The sequence below is a fragment of the Schlesneria paludicola DSM 18645 genome, assembly GCF_000255655.1.
Taxonomy (GTDB): Bacteria; Planctomycetota; Planctomycetia; order Planctomycetales; family Planctomycetaceae; genus Schlesneria; species Schlesneria paludicola.
Window position 1 is genome coordinate 148,063 of record NZ_JH636435.1, and the last position, 22,210, is coordinate 170,272.

At 55.7% G+C, this 22,210-nt stretch carries 14 protein-coding genes; 4 read left to right on the forward strand and 10 right to left on the reverse strand.

Translation table 11 applies throughout. The features are described 5' to 3' along the window. Window positions 1-30: 30 nt before the first annotated feature. The 5 genes from OSO_RS0117895 to OSO_RS0117920 form a co-directional block, all read right to left on the reverse strand. On the reverse strand, window positions 31-546 hold the full coding sequence (locus OSO_RS0117895) for a GNAT family N-acetyltransferase (RefSeq protein ID WP_029247161.1): 516 nt from the start codon (window positions 544-546) through the stop codon (window positions 31-33). Between the two features lie 179 nt (window positions 547-725). Continuing rightward, a complete protein-coding gene (locus OSO_RS48200; RefSeq protein ID WP_010584586.1) occupies window positions 726-1,436 on the reverse strand; it encodes a leucine-rich repeat domain-containing protein in 711 nt (236 codons plus the stop codon). A gap of 245 nt (window positions 1,437-1,681) precedes the next feature. After that, a complete protein-coding gene (gene arsA / locus OSO_RS0117910) occupies window positions 1,682-3,451 on the reverse strand; it encodes an arsenical pump-driving ATPase (protein ID WP_029247162.1) in 1,770 nt (589 codons plus the stop codon). Window positions 3,452-3,630: 179 nt separating this feature from the next. Then, window positions 3,631-4,008: an arsenite efflux transporter metallochaperone ArsD gene (gene arsD / locus OSO_RS0117915; RefSeq protein ID WP_010584588.1), complete on the reverse strand. Its 378-nt coding sequence runs from the start codon at window positions 4,006-4,008 to the stop codon at window positions 3,631-3,633. A 67-nt stretch (window positions 4,009-4,075) separates the two neighbouring features. Beyond that, window positions 4,076-4,456 carry an ArsR/SmtB family transcription factor gene (locus OSO_RS0117920; protein WP_010584589.1) on the reverse strand — a complete coding sequence of 127 codons (381 nt, stop codon included), beginning with the start codon at window positions 4,454-4,456 and terminating at the stop codon, window positions 4,076-4,078. Window positions 4,457-4,539: 83 nt separating this feature from the next. Between OSO_RS0117920 and OSO_RS0117925 the strand changes: the two genes are divergently transcribed. Further along, window positions 4,540-5,262 (forward strand): arsenate reductase/protein-tyrosine-phosphatase family protein, encoded by a 723-nt coding sequence (locus tag OSO_RS0117925; protein WP_010584590.1) that lies wholly within the window; start codon window positions 4,540-4,542, stop codon window positions 5,260-5,262. Window positions 5,263-5,566: 304 nt separating this feature from the next. On the opposite strand, the gene OSO_RS0117930 is transcribed toward OSO_RS0117925, so the two are convergent. Beyond that, window positions 5,567-6,991, reverse strand: coding sequence for a TlpA family protein disulfide reductase (locus tag OSO_RS0117930; RefSeq protein WP_010584591.1), 1,425 nt, complete (start codon window positions 6,989-6,991; stop codon window positions 5,567-5,569). Between the two features lie 957 nt (window positions 6,992-7,948). On the opposite strand from OSO_RS0117930, the gene OSO_RS0117940 reads away from it, so the two are divergent. Further along, the gene (locus tag OSO_RS0117940; protein ID WP_010584592.1) at window positions 7,949-9,262 is read left to right on the forward strand and encodes an MFS transporter; all 1,314 of its coding nucleotides are present in this window, start codon (window positions 7,949-7,951) and stop codon (window positions 9,260-9,262) included. 298 nt (window positions 9,263-9,560) lie between these two features. On the opposite strand, the gene OSO_RS0117945 is transcribed toward OSO_RS0117940, so the two are convergent. After that, window positions 9,561-11,714, reverse strand: a complete 2,154-nt coding sequence (locus tag OSO_RS0117945) for a serine/threonine protein kinase (RefSeq protein WP_010584593.1) — start codon at window positions 11,712-11,714, stop codon at window positions 9,561-9,563. Between the two features lie 407 nt (window positions 11,715-12,121). On the opposite strand from OSO_RS0117945, the gene OSO_RS48205 reads away from it, so the two are divergent. Beyond that, the gene (locus OSO_RS48205; protein WP_157605326.1) at window positions 12,122-13,672 is read left to right on the forward strand and encodes a S8 family peptidase; all 1,551 of its coding nucleotides are present in this window, start codon (window positions 12,122-12,124) and stop codon (window positions 13,670-13,672) included. 38 nt (window positions 13,673-13,710) lie between these two features. Beyond that, the gene (locus tag OSO_RS0117955) at window positions 13,711-14,340 is read left to right on the forward strand and encodes a hypothetical protein (protein ID WP_010584595.1); all 630 of its coding nucleotides are present in this window, start codon (window positions 13,711-13,713) and stop codon (window positions 14,338-14,340) included. Window positions 14,341-14,440: 100 nt separating this feature from the next. Here OSO_RS0117955 and treS read toward each other — a convergent pair whose 3' ends face one another. From treS to treZ, 3 genes are all read right to left on the reverse strand, one after another. Then, entirely contained in the window at window positions 14,441-17,779 is a 3,339-nt protein-coding gene (gene treS / locus OSO_RS0117960; protein WP_010584596.1) for a maltose alpha-D-glucosyltransferase, read from the reverse strand. After that, a complete protein-coding gene (locus OSO_RS44040; RefSeq protein ID WP_010584597.1) occupies window positions 17,779-19,860 on the reverse strand; it encodes a glycogen debranching enzyme GlgX in 2,082 nt (693 codons plus the stop codon). Before OSO_RS44040 ends, treS begins: the two co-directional genes overlap by 1 nt. Window positions 19,861-20,043: 183 nt before the next feature. Beyond that, window positions 20,044-21,936 carry a malto-oligosyltrehalose trehalohydrolase gene (gene treZ / locus OSO_RS0117975; RefSeq protein WP_010584598.1) on the reverse strand — a complete coding sequence of 631 codons (1,893 nt, stop codon included), beginning with the start codon at window positions 21,934-21,936 and terminating at the stop codon, window positions 20,044-20,046. Window positions 21,937-22,210: the final 274 nt, after the last annotated feature.

Sequence of the window (22,210 nt, forward strand, 5' to 3'; positions counted from 1 at the left end):
GGCACTCGACTTGCGGCTGACTGGATTCCGTCATTGGAGCTGATGGAACGGCGAAGCATATTCGACATGGCCAACAACGCCCGCCATCGCACCCGGTTCGAGCTCGTTGACCATCCAGGCTTCTCCGCCGCCGAAGGGTGAAGTAAGGGATTTGGCGAGATCCGCCGAGAAGCCAAATCGCGGATAGAAGCCGGGGTGACCAAGAACGATGGCAATCCGGCCGCCAATTTTGCGACACCCACACAGACCTTCGGTGACCAATTGACTGCCAATTCCCATCCTCTGATAAGTTGGCAGAACGGCCAGCGGGGCGAGGGCGTGCGCGTCGAATGATTCGTTGTTGCTCGTCACGATCTTTAACTTGCTGAACAAAATGTGACCGACAATTTGATTGTCGGCTTCTGCGACCAGTGACACGGTCGTGTCTCCACCGGCACGCAGCGCGTCGACCAAATTGGCCTCGACCGGTTGGCCAAAGGCCAAATTATTCACGTTCCAGATTGATCGATGATCGGCGGGCGTTTCCAGTCGAATGGTGAGAGGCATAACTGTCTCCGACAGCACTTGGATTGAATTGAAAGGCCGTGTGAATGTGCCCTGAGTGTCAGGACAATAGATATCATCGGGTGTCCGCAATTGGAGGGCATTGCCGCACCCAGGGGCTTCCATCGCTTCGCTCGTCCAGCCCCGGACACCCGCACCGTAATTTTCGTGATGAAAAAACATTAGCGGTTCATGCCGACGTTGAATGCAGGTCCGCTGCCCGAGTCGTAGATCCTTGTGTTGGGCATCGAGACACTAAAGGCCTTTTGGCCGGCGTCAGTGACACTGGTGCGGCGCAGGTTAATGCGGATCAAATGCTTGAACTCATGTACGCACTCCAATCCTGTGTCGTTCACTTTGGTGTTTTCCAGATTCAGGCTCAGCAGGTTGGGAAGACCGCTCAGGTCTTTTAATCCCATGCCTGTGATGGTCGTTTCGCTTAGATCGAGGTACCTCAGACTGTGATGGACGCTCAGCTCTTTGAGCCCGTCATCCGTGATCCGAGTTCCCGCCAGATCGAGTGTGCTTAGTTTCTTTTGCGATCGCAGTTCAATAAGGCCCGCATCCGTAATTGGCACATTGCTGAGTCGCAGGGTCGTCAAGTTTTCGAGTTCGGCGATTTCTTTGAGATGAGTATCGCCGATGTCCGTTTTGCGAAGATCCAGAGACGTCAGTTGATCCAAGCCCTTCACAAGGTGCAGGAACTTGCCGTTGAACCGCGAGCTGCCGTAGAACGAGACAGACACAACCGGCGTGCCGGGCAGTTTGTCATCCAGACGAACTTCACCGCGCAGCAGCCGGATTTTTTTGATGGCTTCGTCCTGATCCTCGGCACGCGCCGGATTCGGCCAGAGCACAACACTGATCAGCAGCAGAAGTGTCGGAAGACGCATCGGTGTGCCTCACGATCGCCAATGGAATGGACACGGCGCTGGTAAGTCGACCTGAACTGACGAAGAAACACCGAATCAGTGTCGCTGATTTGATCCGCCGCGGCGAGTCGAACTCGAGCAGAATCTTTCTGACATATCGAACAGAGGGCTGATAGAACAGAAGTGAAAACGACTAAAGCCATTGAACCACAATCGATTTTGTGCCAACGCACGAACCGGCGCGACAGGGCTGAAGTCCTGTACAGTCAGGACCGATTCGTGGACGTCAGCAGCTTTTCCAACGCGAGGATTCCTGTCGGAGGCTCATTTTGCCACTCAATTAGTGCGGTGCGAGCTGCGTGCTTGTTGACAACCTCGTCAATGTATGGGCGTTCGTGATTCTGACGCGCGTGAAGAACGGGATCGTGGACGGAAAGTGGAGCAAGACTTTGGTTGATCACCCAGGCATACGGTTCGATCTCCGCACGCCGCAGATCCTGCTGAAGCTGACCCGCTTCGTGAACGGGAGTGGCTTCCGGCAGCGTCACGATCAGAATGCGCGTCAGATTCGAATTGCGTAGTCTGGGGAGCAGTTGGACGACGAATTCGGGCATCTCTGACGCCTGACGAGCGACCTCTTTATGATACGCGAGTGCTGCATCTAACAATAAGATGGTATGGCCGGTCGGGGCCGTATCGAGGACCACAAATTGCTTTTGCCCTTCTGCCACGACCTGAGCAAAAGCACGAAATACGGCGATCTCTTCGGTGCAGGGCGATCGAAGGTCTTCCGCCAGCAGGGCCTTGCCTGCGGCGTCCAAATTGGCCCCCGCGACTCCCATGACTTCTGTGGTGTAGGCGGATGTGACCTGCTGAGGATCAATTCGACTGACTTGAAGGTTCGGCATCGAGTTTCCCATGACTGCCGCGGCGAGATGCGCGGCGGGATCGGTCGTGGAAAGATGAACCCGGTGGCCTCGTTCTGCCAGCCCCACTGCGACGGCGGCCGCAACCGTGGTCTTGCCGACGCCACCTTTGCCCATCGTCAGGATGACGCCATGTCCAGGTTCAGCCAGTTCGTCCATCAGACTGCCCAAACCAGGCGGAAGATCGACGTGGTGAATCGCGGGCGTTTGGTCATCTGCGATTGACGCGTCGCTGCCGAATATCGCTCGTAGTGAGGCCAGTCCGAGTACATTGCTGGCCGACAATCGGATTGTGGTTCGGGGCAACGCCACAAGCTCTGCAGGCAGGTCGTCAAGAGCGTGTGTCATGCGGGCCTGCATCGCAGTCGCGACTGGGTCGTTCTGATATACGGTCGTAAAATATCCGTTGATGATGAGATGTTGGTTCAGAATTCCTAACGCAGCCAGTTCTCGACTGGTTCTGGCGGCCTCTCGCAATGCTGTTGTCTCGGGGCGTGCCACCAGGATCAGTGTGGTCAGGCTGGGATCGGCCAACGACAGCACCGTCTGATGATAGAGTTCCTGCTGTGCCTGCAGTCCAGCCAATGGCCCGAGGCATGATGTTCCTGTGTCATTTGTCGTGAGAAATGTCGACCAGGCGGTGGGAAGCGTCAGCAGTCGAAGTGTATGGCCGGTGGGCGCTGTGTCGAAGATGACATGGTCAAAATCGGCCGTTGCGGACAGGTTGCCGAGCAGACGCGAGAACTCGTCAAAGGCCGCAATCTCGAGTGTACAGGAACCAGAGTATTGTTCTTCCATACTGGCGATCGCTGCCGCAGGCAGAAGTGAACGGTAGGGCCCGACCATCCGTTCACGATATTCGGCCGCCGCGGCTTGGGGGTCGAGATTCATTCCCGAGAGGTTGGCAACGGCGGGCACGGGAGTCGGATGATTTCCCAGTGCGGCGCCCAGAACTTCGTCCAGATTCGATGCGGGGTCCGTTGAGACGAGTAAGACCTTTTTGCCTTGGTCCGCGAGTGACACGGCTGTCGCGCAGGCGAGAGACGTCTTGCCGACGCCTCCCTTTCCCGTAAAGAACAGGATTCGTGTCGGATTTGTCAGCAGGTTCATCAGTGCCGCCACAAAAAGGTTGCTCTAGAGTCATACAACAAAGAGAATTCGATCGACGGCACGCCGCCAGGCGATTCAGGGCGAACGTTTACAGCGACTACCACTCGTATCTCGGGCGAAACTCGACGTCGTCGAAATTGCTGGTACTCGTGGCGTGGCACAAGACCAGACGCGGTTCATTAGCAGCAGCCGGGCTCGCTGCAGCAACCTGTGTCCGTGACAATCGATAGTGACGGAAATGGGGCGACCGTGAATGGCAGTCTGGTCCATTCGATGAACTTCTCGCGAGAAGGATATTCACTCTCGGCAACGATCTGGCCATCAACAAATGTCAGTGGCAAGCAGTCGATCCCTTTTTTCGTTAGTAACTCTTGGACGGCAGCATTTTTCACAAATGCGTCGGCCTGCTGTGCCAGATTGAATCGATCCACGGAAACACCTTGTGATCGCAACCAGTCGAGATCCGCGGCGAAACGAGGAAGGACCGGATCCACCTGCGGTCCACAGACTCCGGTCGAGCAGCACATCGGTTTGTCGAAAACTTGGATAGATGGCATGGTGCTTCCATTGTTCAGAGAATGACGAATGTCATGAGGCTCGGCAGATGTCGCGTTTCAGACGATTTCACCGCGTTGATTTTTTCGTCGGCTTGCATGAGGCCGTACACAGTTCTGGGTGGCCACTGCAGCAGTCATCGAGCAGGAAGTCGAGCAGGCATCGCATGACGCTTGGATTTAGCGAATAAATGATCGAACGGCTTTCCCGTCGATCGACGATCAGACCGGCATGCAGTAGCTCTTTGACATGAAAGGACAACGTCGCCGCAGGCAATTCCAGTTGCTCCGCAATCTTCCCCGCAGCCATGCCATCTGTTCCATGCTTGGCGAGCAAACGAAATATGCGCAGCCGATACTCATGAGCAAGTGCAGACAGGGCACGGATGGCTTGAGATTCTTCCATATTTCCAATAATATCGAAATGATGTTCCGTTGTCGAGAGGTCCATAGAGTTCTTGGGCCCTCACACGTGGATCGCAGGATGATTTTCATCTGACTAAGACCTTCCCTTCGTTTCAGGAAGCCGTTGCGATGCGAGGACCAGTTGTGGCCGCGATCTTGGTTGCTCTTGTGACAACCTTGTTAACTGCGGACGAGATTCCAGGAGAAAAGATGGCCGTCTCTCAATCAGTCCAGAGTTATCTCAAGGCCCGAGAGGCAGAATTCGATCAGATTCCCGCTGAGCGGAAGGCGGAGCTCCGGAAGATCGCCACGTACGTCCAGACGCGTGCGCACGCCAATCAGCCGATCAAACTGACCTGTATCTGCACGCATAACTCGCGACGAAGTCAGATGTCGCAAATCTGGGCCGCCGCCGCCGCGCGTTACTACGGGATCCGAGGCGTTGAGACGTATTCGGGTGGGACAGAAGCGACTGCATTCAATCCGCGCGCTGTGGCGGCGATGCAACGGGCCGGAATATTGATTGAGAAAACCAACTCCCTGGTTCAGGGCGAGTTCGATGCGAATCCTCGCTATGCCGTGCGTTTCGTCGATGGAGAACCCGCGTTGATTTGTTACTCGAAGGTCCACCACGAAACACCGAACCCCAAGAGCGAGTTTTGCGCGATCATGACCTGTTCGCAGGCGGACAATAGCTGCCCAGTTGTGTCAGGCTGTTCGCTGCGCGTTGCCATCACCTACGACGATCCAAAAGCCTCGGACAATACTTCCAAAGAAGCTGCGACCTACGACGAGCGTTGCCAGCAAATCTGCCGAGAGATGTCATACCTGTTTTCCCAAGTGGAACGCTGAATGGAACGACGTTTCCGAACGGTCCTCGTGCCACAGCAAACCGGATTCATCAATTCGATGGGCGAGTGATGGGATTGCAGAGCGCGGCCGACAGGCTTGGAACCTGAAACTGGAATACGTCGGCAAGACTTCGCGATCAAACGTATCGGCTATACAGCGCAGATTCTGGGGCCGGCCGCAACAACAGTGGTGCATCGATTCGGACCATCCCTGCGAAAGCAGGAAGGCGAATCGGGATTCTTGAGATCCTCTGTACGAATGTGGACACCGGAGGATGTCAGAGCGTCAAGGCTGCGTCGTCTGGTCAGGGGGGAGCGTTGAGGAGCTTTTCCACCGAACGGATGACGTTGTCCTTCAAGGTTTGCGAGTAGCCAATATGGACATCGCGGATCGTACCTTTCTGATCGAGAATCAAGAGGGAGGGAAAGCCCTGAAGCTTGTATTCCTCGGCAATCGCCTCGGCCTTGAGATTCGGGTACTTCAGATCCAGTTTTTCAATCACAAACTTTGCATTTTCGAGACGTTCGTCTGTGTTCATCCCGAGCACGGCAACTGGTTGATCTCGAAAATGTTCAGCGATCTCTTTGACTTGAGGCATTGCCACGATGCACCAGCCGCAGCCACGATACCAGAAGTCCATCACGACGACCTTGCCTTGAAAATCGGCGACGGAAATTTCATTTCCATCAAGATCTGTCGTCTTCCATGAAATGGACTTTGTACCGATCATTGCCGCACGTTCTGTTGTGCTTTGAACCTCGTGCTCCTGTTCCTGCTTCCATTTGACGACTTGATCCAGCATTGCTGCCTTGAGCTCGTCGGTCTTCAGTCTGTTCGCCAAGCGCTCCAGCGTCTCGCGGCTCTGCTGAAGCTGCTCATTCAATTGGGCGGGATCGAGGTTTCGTTCCTCAAGGATTTTTCCGTGTTGCTGGATGACGTCATCGCATTTTGCGGTTTCTTCGGCACACATCGTCGCCCACTCAATGGGATGCTTCTTGACGCCAACGAGTTCCACTGTCGTTGTCGATTCGCCCTTGGGGGCATAATTCTGAACGGTCTTTGCCATGATTTGCCGGGGAAGCCTTGATTCGACATCGAATGTCGTGGTGAAGTCTTCTTCGATTTCGAACACCGCGTTTTGGCTTGATTGAACCAAGGTCTTGATCACCGTTTCGGTGACAACATTTGATTCGCTTCGTCGACTCACGAGGCTCTCGCCAAGGCTCGTATCGACGACGGTCCATCCGTGTTCCGCCTCTTCCCAAGATTGTGGCAGTCCAACGAGAATGTGAGACACTTTCGCGTAGACCTCCGCCATGGCCGGCAAGCCGTGCATTCTTCCGTGGCGGTCAATGCGGAAACGGCCAAAAGTTCTGACAACGGATTGGTCGTCAGATTTCTCAAGTGTTTTCTTCATCTTCGCTTTCGCTTTAGCCAGGTCTTCGTTCTTGCGAATCTGCTCGAACAGCCGAGCGTTGCGTACCAGAAGCTCCCATGTCCCGTCCGAATTTTGTGCAATCACGAAGAACTGCGAACGACTGAGCGTCTGGAATGTCCCACCGTCATAGGTCATCTCGCTGGAGCCAAAGTAGACGAACTCCTGCCCGACTTCAAAACGATACTCGGGCAAAGAATTTGACGGTGATTCCGCGCTCGCGGCCGCACCGGCGGACATCAACGGAACACCAAGCGATACGACCGCAATCGACAAGAAGCGAGTGAATATCATGATCGTTTTCCAGAAATTGATTGACGTTCAGACCCGCAGGGAAGGGGATCATCAAAATGAGCGTCTGTGATCATGCCGGACCTAATGCCACCGCATTCTAAATGCTGTGCCCTTCGGTCATGCCCCTTTCGCGGCGCATTCGCGTCTGCAAATGCGTGCCGAGAATTCGGTATGAGAGCTGAGCCTGTCTCGATTCTGAAAGGAAAAGACATTCTATCTTTATTGTCGTCGAATCTGCAACCGATCAACCTCGTTGCCAAGTTCTCGCTTGATAACACCTCCGGCGAAAGTGTTCTGTGCTGCTGAGGTCAATTTGTGATGCAGTAAGACTCGTTACCAAGCGGGAGCTTGGTGACGAGGGGACGAAACCATCAGGCCACGTGGTCATTTCCGGCCGTTTTTTAAAAAAATCGCAATCATCCCTGAAAACTTCAAAAAAATTTCGGAACGGCTGAAAGACCTTCAACTCGGCACTGTATGGCTGATGTCTGGCCGTTGATCATGGGGACGTTGTTCTGACAGCCTATTGAAAGACGGTGGGCGGGCTCCTTGGCTGTCACAAAAGCTGGGAGTATTCGAATCTGGTCGGAGCCTGTTTCGGTGATCTCAACAGGCTGAACTCAAACCGCTGCGAACTGTACACCTGTTGTCGTGCAGGCCCAGTGGAGCTTCAAACCAGATTCGAGACGCTAATGGACTCGTGGGGATCATTCCAGCGGTCCTGCTGGCGATGTTCATGAAGCCGTCATGACCGAGTGGTTGTGCTACTAGAAGTGGCCATGAGGAGCGCCTACAACTGCTGCCAGTGGGTGAACTTTTCGAGAACTAAGCTATCGATCAACTTTTCCTGCGAACCTTGAAGCCGCGATCACGATCCACTGGACGTGACGGAGTGGCGAATCAATCGTGTTGAGGGAAGCCAGATCTGGTGGAACCATTGAGGCAGGTAGGGACATCATGCAGGGGCTTTCTGACGACTACACAAAACGTATCCAACGCCGTGAGCGGCTGGTGTTGTTTATCCTCGCGGCGGTTCAGTTCACGACCATTGTCGATTTCATGATCGTCATGCCGCTCGGCCCGCAGCTCATGCGGACCCTGAACATCGGCACGGCCGAATTTGGTTTGATCGTGTCGTCGTACACGTTTGCCGCAGGTTTTTCGGGATTATTGGCATCGGCGGTTGTCGATCGCTTTGCGCGTCGGTCGACGTTCATGGTTCTCTACGCAGGGTTTCTGCTAGGCACATTGCTTTGTGCGATCGCTCCGTCGTACTTCACGCTGGTGGCCGCAAGGACCGCCACAGGGATCTTCGGCGGGATCCTCGGCGGGATGGCGATGACCATCGTGGGAGACGTGTTTCCCGAGGAAAGGCGTGGCCGGGCGACCGGCGCACTCATGACGGGATTTGCACTGGCGTCGGTGGCAGGGGTGCCTCTTGGCCTCTTTCTGGGCAACAACTTTGGCTGGCATGTGCCTTTTATCGCACTCGTCATCGCCGGAGTTCCACTGCTCGTCCTGACACCTTACGCAATGCCGCCGTTGAATGAGCACCTGGGGAAGGTGCATTCCCATCCGATACGGTCGATTATCGAGACGTTTTCATTTGCCAACCACTTGAACGCGTTTGCGTTGACGGTGGCGTTGATGATGGGAAGTTTCTCGGTGTTTCCGTACGTAAGTGCCTTTTTCGTCGCGAACGTTGGTATGACGGAGCAGCAACTGCCGGTGATCTATATCGTCGGCGGCGCCTTGACGCTGGTCGCATCACCCATTGTCGGGAAGCTCACAGATCAGTATGGAAAGCTGACCATCTATCGAATCATCGCGCCAATGTCTGGCGTGTTGCTGCTGGCGATAACTCATTTGCCCCGCGTTCATGTCGCGATCGCGGTTTGCGTGTTCGGGGCGCTCATGGTCACCAATGTGGGACGGATGATTGCTGCGATGGCGATGATCACGGGAAGTGTTGAGCCACATCGCCGCGGCGGGTTCTTGAGCGCCAATGCGGCGGTGCAGCATATGGCCTGTGGGGTTGCGTCCTATTTGGGAGGCGTGATGATCACACAGACCGCGGACAATCGGATCGAACACTTCGGACACGTCGGATGGATGGCGGCACTCTTTACAATGGCGACACTCTGGTTGGCGGGGCGTGTCCGTCTTGCTGAAAACTCACCGATCACAGCCCAGTCGATCAGCTTGGCCGCCGCGGCAGAAGCGGCCGTCGATGCCAGTGAGCCGATTGCCATCGCCGCCGACCAGGACTAGGCGTTGGAGCGATCAAGATCGCAACCAGAATCGACGCGATGCCTCCAATCAAAAATCACTCGAAGAAGGACGGTGTCTTGAAGTGGGGCTTCATGGACATGAGACAATAACCGTTCACAGTCCGAAGAGAGGGGGGGCAGGCACATGTTCCCGGTTCAATTGGAATCCACAGTGCATCGACAAGGGTAAGCCTTTTCTTTACCTCGGGAAAATGAGCCAGTCCCCGGGCTGTGAACGGGTTACCAGGAGACACGCGACCTGATTGTGACAACTCAACGATCTGGAAACCGTGACGACTTCATCGCTTCGCGGGAGTCTGATTTTGCTGTCCTGATCCGTTGACTGACGTTTTCTCTAACGAAGCGTCGACCGCACTTTGCTTGAGTTTGCGTTTACGTTGAGCGAGAGCTTTGATCAGGTTTCGCTTCTGGTAAATTCCTGCAATTACAGTCGCGCAAATGGCGAGAAGTGCCACACTACCCGCCATTTGCGCGGTGCGGACGGCCGCGGCTTTGACCGGGCCCGTAATATCCTCCTCGGGGACGAGCACGGCCGTGACGACTGGCAATCCATCGGCGGGCTCAAATGCCTCAAACGCCGCGACGTAGGACTTTCCCTCATGCTGAAATGAGAACGAACCGGGTTCGTCGAACTCCAGGTTTTGGATTCCGCCAAGAGTTCTCTCTGAGGTTTGAATCGCCGTACGCAGCAAGTCATCCGGGGCGATGGTACCTCGCTCGGGGGATGCGAGCAGTTCTCCACTGCGCCTCAAGAGGTAGGCTCGCCCATGCTTGCCGATCTTGAGCTGCGCCAGAAAATCGGCGAGGGCTCCCAGATGGTAGTCCGCGGTGAAGACTCCCTGAACTTGATGTGTTTCTTGGTTCCGAAACGCGAAAGCGGACGTGATTCCGAGCCCCTCTTCTCCGAACCATTCATAAGGCTTCGTCCAGATCGGATAATTCGCTTCTGCAGCCAGATGATAGAACGGTCTGGTTCTTGGATCGTAGGTCCAGTTGTCATTCCATCGCAGGTGTTCGCGTTCCCCGTCGACGAATTCTTCGCGAACGTGTCCGCCTTCTTCATCGATCCAGGATCTCTGGACCACGATTCGTCCCGACGCGTGCCGCCACGCACCCGTAAATCGACCTTGTGCGTCACCATACGAGAGCCACGACAGCTTTTTCTGATAGCGAAACCGAGCCACCAGATGCTGCGCGAGCAACTCTTGATCATCGATTGGCAACAGGCCGGTCTCTGCGAGTGAAACGCATTCCTCCAGCATCGGTAGCGCAGGGTCAAGCAACGAGTCGACTTCCCGGGCTGTCGCGCGTGCTGTTCGTTCCGCAATATCGCCCCATAAGGCTTGAATCTCTCGCGACCGGTAGAGGAAGTAGCTGGAGACAATAATCGCGAAGATCAAAAAGACGGAGGCAATCGCGACGAGCTTGCCGTGCGCACGCAGTCGACGCAGAAGCCACCCGAGTTTCCCCAGCTTGCGTGCACGCGTGGGCATCCCTGTTGAAACCCGCGAAAGGTCATCGGCGAACTCGAGGGCCGTCTGATAACGATCCGCAGGGCTCTTCTCGAGCGATTTCAAAACCACGGCCTCGAAATCGAGGCTGACGTCCGCAAACAGACGTGGTGACGGGGGTGGTTCGGTGACCACTCGTACCAGCAATTCCGTGATCGTCGCCGCTTCGAACGGGCGACGCGCCGTTGCGAGGACGTACAGTGTCACTCCCAGCGCGTAGACATCACTTCGAGAATCGACAGGTCCGCGCCTGGGGTCCGCCTGCTCAGGAGCCATGAAGGCGGGGGTGCCCTGAATACCCTCTTCGAGACTTGGAGTCGAGACATTTTGGTCAACGATAAACGTGGCGTCATTCGCGGTGTCAGACATGCACTCGGCAGGCGATCCCGAGGCACCCTCTTGCGTCTTGACAGAGGAGACTGAAAGTTCGCTGATGGCTGTTCGCGAGACATTCAGGTTTTTTGCGATCCCGAAATCCACCAGTTGTGGTTCGCCGGTATCATCCATGATGACGTTGGCAAGTTTGACGTCGCGGTGCACGATTCCACGGCGGTGCGCATGATCGAGCGCCAGCGCAATCTTGCGGCCCAACTCGATCAATTCGGATTCCGGGAATGCCCCTCGCTGGGCCGCGAGCGCATCGAGCGTTTCACCCTTGACCAGTTCCATCGCGATATAGGGAGTCTTCTCGACGATTCCGGCGTCGAAGACCTGAACGATATTCGGGTGCTTTCCGAGCTTTGCGACCGCCTGTCCCTCGTGAATGAACCGCTCAGCGGCATGCGGATCCTTGAATTTGAGGGCAATCGTCTTTAGTGCGCATTCGCGTTGCAAGTTACGGTGCGTGGCAAGATAGACAACGCCCATGGCGCCGCGGCCGAGTTCTTGAGAGATATCGTATGGACCAAATTCTCGATTCATGCCAAAGAGTGTACTGGGAGCGGATCATGTGCAACACGGTCCTTGAAGCGGAAAGTGCGACATTTAGAACAGGTGTGCACCGAAACAAGGTCCGGCGAGCGCGAGGCGACCCAGCCGACTTTTCAAAATTTGGTGCGACTAAGTCAATCGTGGGAAATGATTGATCTTTACTGACTTTGCGCGATTGCATAAATAACGCCGAAGATTCTTACAGAATCTTAATTACACCTGAACTGGCGTTCCAATGTGACGAAAATTGCGAGTTCCTCTGCACTGACGAGCGTCAAATTTGGGGGGGCGAGCACTCGGACTTTCCGTGTCGCGAATTGAGTGCGACAAACGGGTTGCCGCGATCGTTTCGAACTGACCGCCATTTGCGCGCTGAGAATCTTGAGGGGTCTATGAACATGCATCTGGCCACACGGATCGGCATTGCGGCCGTGAGCATTCTTTTCACGGCCAGTAGTGTCTCGGCCGAGAAGTTTGCGGTGAAGACACGGCCCAGTCGACACAAGAAACTGGCCCCCGAATTGGACGTCTTGCGGCATTGCAACTCACGTTACAAGGGCGTCTGCCGGAATGGCAAGGCGGTGTTTGACGTCCCGTCGGGTCAGAAAATTGCCATGCAGTCGATGTCGATCAGCATGGTTGAGGACGATCCTGCGATTCAGCGAAAAGCCGAACGCCTGATCATTCGCTATACCGACCTGTCGCAGAAGCCGACCGAGGCCACGATGCAGGCGGCCGGCCTGCGGACCGTCGAAGACTATGAGCGTGGTGCGTTCCTGGTCGTCGAGCCCGTTGAAGAGGTCACTTCGAAGACCGTCGAGGCATTGATCGATGATGACAACGTCGTCCACGCGGCGCCAGATTATGTTCTGAATGTGAAGCCGATCGAACAAGGACAGCTGGTGAGCGCCACGGCCACCAGTACCGTCCCAAACGATCCTCTCTTTGCCAACCTGTGGGGCATGACGAACCTGGGCGCAACCCTCGTCTGGCCTACCTTTCGCGAGACGCCCAAAGTCGTCGTGGCCGTCATCGATACCGGAGTTGACTACAATCATCCGGATTTGAAGGCCAATATGTGGTCCAAGAATGGCAAGTTTGGCTTTGACTTCTACGACGACGACGATGATCCGATGGACGAACAGAATCACGGAACGCATTGCGCCGGCACGATCGCAGGGGTGGGTAATAACGGCGTCGGTGTCGTCGGTGTCACCTGGAAAGCTCAGATCATGGCGCTTCGCTTTTTGGGGCCTGACGGCAACGGAAATATCTCTGACGCGGTGAAAGCGATCGATTGGGCGGTGGCGAATGGTGCCCACATTATCTCCAACAGTTGGGCAGGGCCTGAAACGGCCCCTGCGCTCAGCGAGGCCATTACGCGAGCGGAACAGCGAGGTGTGCTGTTTGTCGCGGCCGCCGGAAATTCACCCAGCGTCGGCAATAACAATGACAAATCGCCGTACTATCCGGCGGCTTGTAAGAATGCGAACATTATCACAGTCGGAGCAATCGACAAAAATGACAAACGAGGTTCATTCAGTCACTATGGGCCGTTGTCCGTCGACATTGGTGCTCCAGGGGTTGCCATCGTCAGTACGGTTCGTAACAGCCAATATGCACAATACGACGGAACCTCGATGGCCACACCACACGTGGCCGGTGCGGCAGCCATGGTCTGGGCCAGCACCTTTTCGTCACCGGCACAAGATCGAACTCAGATGGCAAAAGTTCGCGATTTGATCTATGAGAACGCAAGGCCCGTTCCTGCACTGAAGGGTTGGTGGGGTGAAAGCGCACCTGCCCGTGTGAGTGGGGGAGTGCTCGATATTTCGTTCCTGGCACGCGGGAACTCGAACAATCCATCTCCTTCAAATCCGTCAGATATCATCCCCGTACGGCGGTTGGTTGAGAATCGGATGAAGGTCGATCCTTCGAAACTGCGTTGAGCGACGTCGACGACGCTGTTCAATGATTGGAACTCGGAATGTTGCGATTCATGATGATCTTTCTGATTCTTACTGTTTGCGTGGCGGTCCTCACGGGTGAACCGAAGGCCGCATCGCCCAAGATGGTGGGGGCGCGCGTTGAGTGCCATGGCAAGCTTCATCGGCGTCAAATGTCGATGGGCGGTGAAACGACGGGCACCATTGTCGGCTTTAATGGGATCATCTGGGAATTAAAACTGCCCGACGACGACGCCCGCAAGTTCGCCGACCAACATGACAAGAAGCCCGTCACGGTTGTCGGGACGCTGCGATGTATTGCAGGCACCGAGCGCAAGACACGGTGGATCGTGGACGTCACACACCTGACGGATCGCAATCCAAAGGCGGTTCAGGAAGGTGCGACGATGACGGTCGAAGGAATCTTGCAGAAGGGGTCCGCCGCGGAAGGGAAGGCGCCACTGTTGTCGATTGTGGCTGATGGAGTCACATGGCCGCTCGATACGTCTGAGAATAAAGAGCTGCGCTTAAAAGCGGAATCGTTGACTGCAAAGACGGTTCTGGTCAGCGGGAAGGTCGATCATCTCGCCGAACGCGTGTATCCGCTCAAATTGAAACTCAGTCCCGAGACGCTTGAGGTTGCACCGACCAAGACCGCGCGGCTTCGATAAGACTGCGCTGAATGGTTTGGCACATTGAGTGAAGTTCTGGCGTCGCGATCGGATTCGTTTGGTGACGTGCGGCGACTTCGTCAACTGGTCTGTATTTTCCTCACGAGATTTCTAGCGGTTCCGCACGATCGTGCCCACTGTCTGTGTCGGAAAGTCGTTCGAGAGAATGCAGAATCGACGACAGCGGAACAACCGCCCAGTCCGGACGCAGGGCTAGATCGTAGTCGGCATTTTTCAGGGCTTCTCCCAGTCGTGTCAGCTCAAACAGGCTGCGGCGGCCCTCTGAAGAAGTTGGCAGCAGTCTGGAGTCATCCATTGCTGCCGTGTAGACGTCAAAAAACTCTTGGTCCATCCGTGACACCCACTGCCGTGCGGAGGCCTCTAAGCGTTCGCGGTCCTCTTCTCGCACCGTGCCGGGACGAGTTGCATTGGCGTGCTGAAGGCCAAGGCGGACAGAGCTCACGGCGTAATCGATCGAACTCAAAAGCGCCGCAACGTCGTAAAATGGAACCCGCTTCAATCGCCGATTGGCAATCGGCCGATCGCGTTTCCCTTCAAAGTTGGTCAGGATGAAATCTTGTCCGGAAACGAGAAACTGGCCAAGCCGGTAGTCCCCATGACTGCGAATTCGAAGACTGTCTGCGACAGGCGGGGCAAGTGCCGCCTCGATGCATTTGAGGATTGTGGACGACGCTTGATTCACTCGCGACGCCAGTTTCTGGACATCCACTGGCCAATCGCCGCTCGTTTCTCGCAGACGTGCCTGCAAACGTCCTGCAGCGTTTCTGAGTGTTTGATAGTACGAGCGAGGATTCAGCGGGGTCGGAGCGAGCGTCGGGTGAGCTGAATCAGATGCCACAGTTCGATGCAGTCGTGCAGTGAAGTCGGCGAGCGTGCGAACGGGGCGCATGAATGGACTGACAAGAATGTCCCCTTGTGTTGGCGAGTTTGCGTCGGCGGTGGCGCGTTCGGACTCAGGGATCTCTGGCAGGCATGCTTCCAGCGGATGCGCAGCGATCATTTCAAAGAATCGACTCGCCTGGTCCAGCATCAACTGCAACGCCGTTCCCTGATTGTTGACATAGGCATGAAGTGTTCCAACAGTCATCCGCGGGGCATTGTGATCCCCGTACTCCATCGTTCCCAAGAGGGGCGCGAATGCGAGAAAGCCTTTGTCGTGCAGCAACTGTCCTACCTCGACATCGGGGTTAGTTCCTTCATCGGGACGTCGCAGCATTCGCAGTACGAAGCGATGATCCAGCGAGATCGTTGCGAGCGTTTGTTGGTAGTGCTGGACGGTTGCAGGACGGCAGTCCTGCGGTGAGGGCACCGCGTCCGGGGCAACACTCGTTCGTCGAAACGCAAGTTCCTTCGTTCCTTCCAGGACCAAGGTGCGACCGATGGAAAAGGCCGCCGCCAACTCTGACGCAAACTCGGGCAATCCCAATGGATCGCAGAGTACTTCATGTTTTCCCAACGCCATTCGCCCAATGATCATGGCGTGTGGCAGATCATGCTGATCTTCGAATCGCTCTCGAGGAAGAAGAATGAGCGGCTGAAACAGCGTTTCATGCGCTTCATTCGCGTACTCAAGCCGACAGGCCAGGATGCGGATGTCCAGGTCACCCATTTTCAAGTTCTCAATCGAACTGACTCGCGCACCGATCAACTGAGAATGAAGATTCGGTGCATGACGCGCGGCGAGAACCGGTGAGAGGGAATCCCAACCGGGGCCTCGAAACAGGTCGTTCCAGCCGGCGGCCCTGATGGTGGGTGTTTCGAGAGAAGTGGCTGTCAGTTCCTTCTGCGATGACAGAGCGAACCAATAGAAGTTATGGGGGCCCAGTGTCAGGCCATAGGTCTGGTTCGCCTGAATTGCTGGAAACCGGCTGTGTCCGAACAACTCATTGGGGATCAATCCGGCGTAGGCGTTCAAGTCCAGTTGCACGTTTTGCACGAATCGTGACAGATTAGCAACGACTAGGACACGCTCGAATTCCGTTTCGCGGACGTAGGCGATGACTTTTGAGTTGTCCGGTTCGATCAGGTGCAGTTCGCCTCGCCCGAAGGCGGGGTGGCGTTTCCTCAGGGCAATCAAACGCTTCATCCACCACAGCAACGAAGAGGGGTTATTCTGCTGAGTTTCGACATTGACCGCTTCATAGTGGTATTCCGAATCGACAATGACCGGAAGGTACAGCTTCTGTGAATTGGCGAGGCTAAATCCCGCATTGCGATCTGCGGTCCACTGCATCGGGGTTCGCACGCCATTGCGATCCCCCAGATAGATGTTGTCTCCCATTCCGATTTCGTCGCCGTAGTAAATGACGGGTGTACCGGGAAGTGAAAATAGAATCGCGTTCATCAATTCGATTCGTCGTCGATCATTCCTGAGCAGCGGACCCAAGCGGTGTCGAATTCCCAGGAAAAGGCGGGCTTGATGATCATGCGCATAGGCGTCATACATGGCATCACGTTCTTCATCGGTCACCATCGCCAGCGTCAATTCGTCATGGTTGCGCAGAAACAGGCACCACTGACAATCGTGGGGAATCGCAGGAGTCTGCGCCAGGATGTCGGTGATCGGGAATCGATCTTCCTGGTGTAACGCCATAAACAGCCGCGGCATCAAGGGAAAATGAAATGCCATGTGGCATTCGTCCCCTTTTCCAAAATAGGCAACCATATCATCCGGCCAGGCGTTCGCTTCCGCGAGGATCATTCGATCTGGAAAGCGAGCTTCGATATGCGCTCGGAGTTCTTTCAAGAACCCGTGTGTTTCTGGCAGATGCTCGCAGGTTGTACCTTCTCGTTCGATGAGGTACGGGACCGCATCCAGCCGCATGCCATCGACGCCCATTTCAAACCAGAAGTCAACAATTGGCATGATCGCCTGGCGCACGGCCGGATTGTCGAAGTTCAGATCCGGTTGATGGCTGTAAAAGCGATGCCAGTAATACTGCTTGGCAACCGGGTCCCACGTCCAGTTACTGTTCTCAAAGTCCGGGAACATCAGTGGGACGCCCGAGTACTTTTCGGAATCGTCGCTCCAGACGTAGAAATTCCGCTCGGCACTGCCTGGCGCGGCATGTCTGGCTCGCTGAAACCACGGATGTTGATCGGAAGTGTGATTGATCACCAGTTCCGTGATGACACGAATTCCGGCCGCATGCGCCTTCTCAAGGAACAGCTTAAAGTCGTCGAGCGACCCGTAGTTGGGATGGACACTCAGGTAGTCCGCGATGTCGTAGCCATCATCTTTCAACGGCGACCGCGTGAACGGAAGCAACCAGACTGCCGTGATTCCAAGATCGACCAGGTAGTCTAGTTTTCGCGTCAGGCCGATGAAATCGCCAATCCCATCCTGGTTTCCATCCTGAAAGGCACGCACATGCAGTTCATAGAAAATGTCATCTTTGAACCAGAGAGAATTGTCCATCAGTCTCGTTCCTGAGAAGAAGAAATCAGCGTGGAAACACGCAGCACCTCTGCCACGCTCCACGCCTGCGCGGCACAGCCTCGTGGCAGGTACGGTGCTTCGGCATCGAAGACTTCAGAAATCGTTCCAATGCAGGCTTCGCTGAGATGTGAGTCGAAGCCGGTCAAGAGTTCAGAGCATTCATGAACCCGATGGGGATAGACACGTCGCCACGCGTCAACAAATGGTCCAATCAACCAGGCCCAGACGGTGCCTTGGTGATAGGCCGCATCTCGGGACCGAAGGTCGCCGTAATACTGTGGTTTGTAGTCGGGGTGTCCCGGAGCGAGGGACCGTAGTCCATAGGGAGTGAGAAGGCGTTCTTGAACGGTCCGCAGAACAATCTCCCAGCGACTTGGATCAAGCACGGGGTTCGGTAGGGAGATCGAAAAGATCTGGTTGGGGCGGCACGCCGAATCGTTTCCTCGCTCGCCGTCGATGACGTCGTACAATCCTTGCTCGGAATCGCACCAGAATCTCGCGTTGAAGGAAGCCTGAACGCGATCGGCGATCGTTGTGATCTCGCGTTCATCTTCTCCCGATTCCTGTCGCCATTGCTGAAGCAGGCGAAGTGCGTTGTACCAGAGTGCATTGATTTCAACGGCCTTGCCACGGCGAGGCGTGACAACCCAGCCATCCACTTTGGCGTCCATCCACGTCAATTGATAGCCTTCCGCTCCTTGAATCAGAAGGCCGTCTTGCGGGTCCATACGAATTCCGAAACGAGTGCCGTTTCGATGGTGTGAGATGATCTCGTTCAAAACCGGCAGGTAGCCTCGCAGGACCGTTCGATCACCGGTCACCGCCATGTACCGACTGAGCGCATGGAAGTACCACAGAGTTGCATCGGCAGTGTGATAGACTCCTTCAGTGCCACGATCGGGGAAAAAATTCGGGATCAATCCGTCACGAACGTGGCCGAGAAACGTTCGCAGGATATAACCGGCTTCCGCGTAGCGGCCGGTCACAAGTGTTAATCCTTCCAAGCTGATCATCGAGTCGCGGCCCCAGTCGGTGAACCAATGGTAACCGGCGATGATGGTTCGAGCTTGCTCACCTGCCGCCTCGGCTCGGGCCGAATCTTCCACTCGACTTGCCGGCGCGATAATGAATTGATCGGCAGCCAGGACCAGTTCCGCCGGAACGCCACGACGCGCGGCGGGATCAGCTGTCTCGATCAGTCGACGACGACGTTCGACCTCAATGCTCAGTGCTTCATGTACGGATAGGGCCTGAAGTCGGTCCCACGATTCCGTCGAAGCAATCAGCGACACATCTTCGTCCTGGGTCAGCCTTGCTTCGAAATAGCCCGGTGACCACATGCGTCCCACATTGTCGTATCCGCGTGAGGCCTCGATTCGATAGAGCACATCTGGCAGCTCTGTCTCGTCCAGGGCGAAGCCTGACGCATGCCCCTCCAATTGCAGTCGCAGAGGGGGAAAGTCCAATGAATGATTGACGAGTTCATAACGCCCGCCACTGGTCGTCATGACGTATTCACCGAGCGTCGGCGTCGAAACAGGATCGTCGTGACCGCGAAAATGCACCGCCGGACGCAATCTTAGCTCGACTGGCCCTTGGCCTTCGATCAGGCGATAGTTGACCATGACGGTATTCTGCCCGTGAGGCATGGAAAGCCGCTTCTCGATGACGTGGCCATCAATCGAATATTGCCACACGGGCAGTCCCCATTCCAATCGGAAGCCGTCCAGAACCTGAAGGTCATCAATCGGCATCGACTGATTGAGGCGTTCTATGAAGCCGATTGAATGGATCGCTTTCGGAGTCAGGTACTGCTCGCCCAAGTGGCTCAAAAGGACAAGGCGCCCCAGCGGGGCCGGGTGGGCAGCAATCAGCAATCCGTGATAGCGTCTGGTTGCCGCGCCGGCGATTGTTCCAGATGCATACCCACCGAGACCATTGGTCACGAGCCATTCTCGTTCGATGAGGGCGTCAAAGCCGTCGTTGACCACGTGGCGTGTGAGCTGACCATCCCACACGTCCGAATTCCTGTGACGTTCTGTGCGATCGGTTTTCATCATATTGAGTTTTCCTCGGCTCTCGTGGCATGGCCACAGTGTCGTGGCAGGTTCGCGAGCGTCGTCGATCGGGGCGTTTGCCTGTTCGTGATGAAGTCATGGGCATGTCAGTTCGGTTGACGCCCCACTCCGAGATTTGTCGACAGCGTTCCATTCACCGAACGAGGTATGCTGGGTGTGATCGACTCACGATGGATGCTCCCGTTCTTTCGGTTGGTGCTCACGATCGAGCCCCTCCAGTACGACGGCTGATTCTCCCGTCAAAAACCAACCACCGCTCGCCTCTTCGGGAGGGCGGACGCCATTTCCTCCATAACTCGAATCGTCAGTCGATAGCATGACCGACCATTGACGCTGAATTGGTGGGGCCAGAAGCGGCTCTGGAACCGTCGTCAGTTTCAGGTCAAGTCCCAAATTGACGACCAGCAATCGATCTTGGCCATTCTCAAAGAAGTAGCGAATTGCGAAGGCCCGGTCCCCGAGCACGGCGCCATCGACGTGTCTCGCGTTTAAGGGTTGAAAGCCGGGAGGAGTTTGCCGCAGCTTCAGCAGATCTTTCGTCAGCTGATACTCGGCACAGTGAGACACGCGTTCCGAGAAATCGAGTTTGCACCTGCGAAATGTCGTCGCATCGTGAGGGGAGGCAATTTGCGCCATTATCTCCCGATCGGCAAGGCTTGGAAACTGGCTGAGAAACTTAATACGTCCCTCTTCGATCATGGCAGCCAATTCGGCATGGTGATCGGCGAAATAGAAGAATGGGCTTGATGCGGCGAATTCCTGTCCTTGAAAGAGCATCGGCGTGCCGGGCAGCAAGAGTGCCAGTGCAGTCATCGCTCGAAACCGAGCTGGGCTGCATTGCTGGTGAACGCGTTTACCCCGGCAAGAGTTCGCGATCTGATCGTGATTCTGAATGAAATTGATGAATGCCGGCGCCGGAAGGTCGAGACCCGGTTGGCCGCGACGTTGTTCTTGCCAACCATACCATTGCCCCTGGTAGAGATAGCCGTACTTCGCGGCGGTGATGAACTCCTGCGGCTGCCCCAGATAGTCTTGGTAATAGGCCTCGCGATGTCCCGTGATCGAGACCATTGCGGAATGATGAAAGTCGTCATTCCACACCGCGTCGAGACCGTATCCACCGGCGCTGACGTCTCGGCAAAGTGCGGGGTCCTGCGGCTCGTTTTCCGCGATCAAGAGAATGGTTCGCTCCGGTGCGGCGGCACGCGCCGCCTGTGCAATTTGAGTGATGATGTGACCATGAATCGGAGCGCTGTCGTAGATATTCTGCGTCGCGTCCAGTCGCAGCCCATCTAAATGAAATTCATCAATCCAATACGCCGCGTTGAGTCGGAAGAAATCACGAACTGCGTCCGCATTCGGCCCGTCAAAGTTTAGCGCCGCGCCCCAGTCGGTTGCATACCGATCCGTGAAGTAGTCGGACGCAAAGAGCGCCAAATAATTGCCATCGGGGCCAAGGTGGTTATAGACCACATCCAAGATGACCGAGATTCCATGCGCGTGAGCGGTGTCCACGAAGCGACGCGCATCGTCCGGCACACCGTACAGGCGAGTGGGGGCGAACAGATTGACGCCATCGTATCCCCAGCCGAATGTCCCCGCAAAATCGGCAATCGGCATGATCTCAACACAATTGATCCCCAGGCTTGCAAGCTCTGCAAGTTCCGCCGCCGCCGCTGCCCATGTGCCTTCGGCGGTGAAGGTTCCAATGTGCATTTCATAAAGGACCAGCCCATGCAGCGTTCGCCCCTTCCATCCCGCATCGCTCCAGCGATATCGGCCACCATCGATCACTTGAGAGGGACCATGTGGTCCCTCGGGTTGAAATCTTGATGCGGGGTCAGGCACCAGCTGTTTTTGATCAAGGCGAAACTGATAGATCGTTCCGGCTTCCGCTGGGTGGACTAGGCCGGCAAAGTATCCGTTCGGTTCTGGCGTCAGGTCATGATCGACGCCTTCGATCACCACCGCGCACTGCTGGCAGTTGGGAGCCCAGACGCGAAAGTGAACTCCGTTTGATTGCGGTTCCGCTCCAATGGGGTAGCGTCGTCCATCCATGCTTCACTCCGGTTGATTCAAATTCCGAATCGTGAACGTGCAATTCGTATACCTTGCCCTGGCGTTACGAGCTGGAGGTAGCGAATGAGAAGGAACGTGGGCCGCTCCTGCGGAATTCCGATTCTGAACTTTCCATGGCCCCACGCGTCGAGTCGCGGAGAGCCAAACTGCATGGCTAGATGGATGTTTGGCGATCAGTGATTGATCGGTCGCAACCCAGCTGATCGTTTCAGAATCCGCCCTGTCGCGGTTGTCAGGTGCCATGTGGGACATT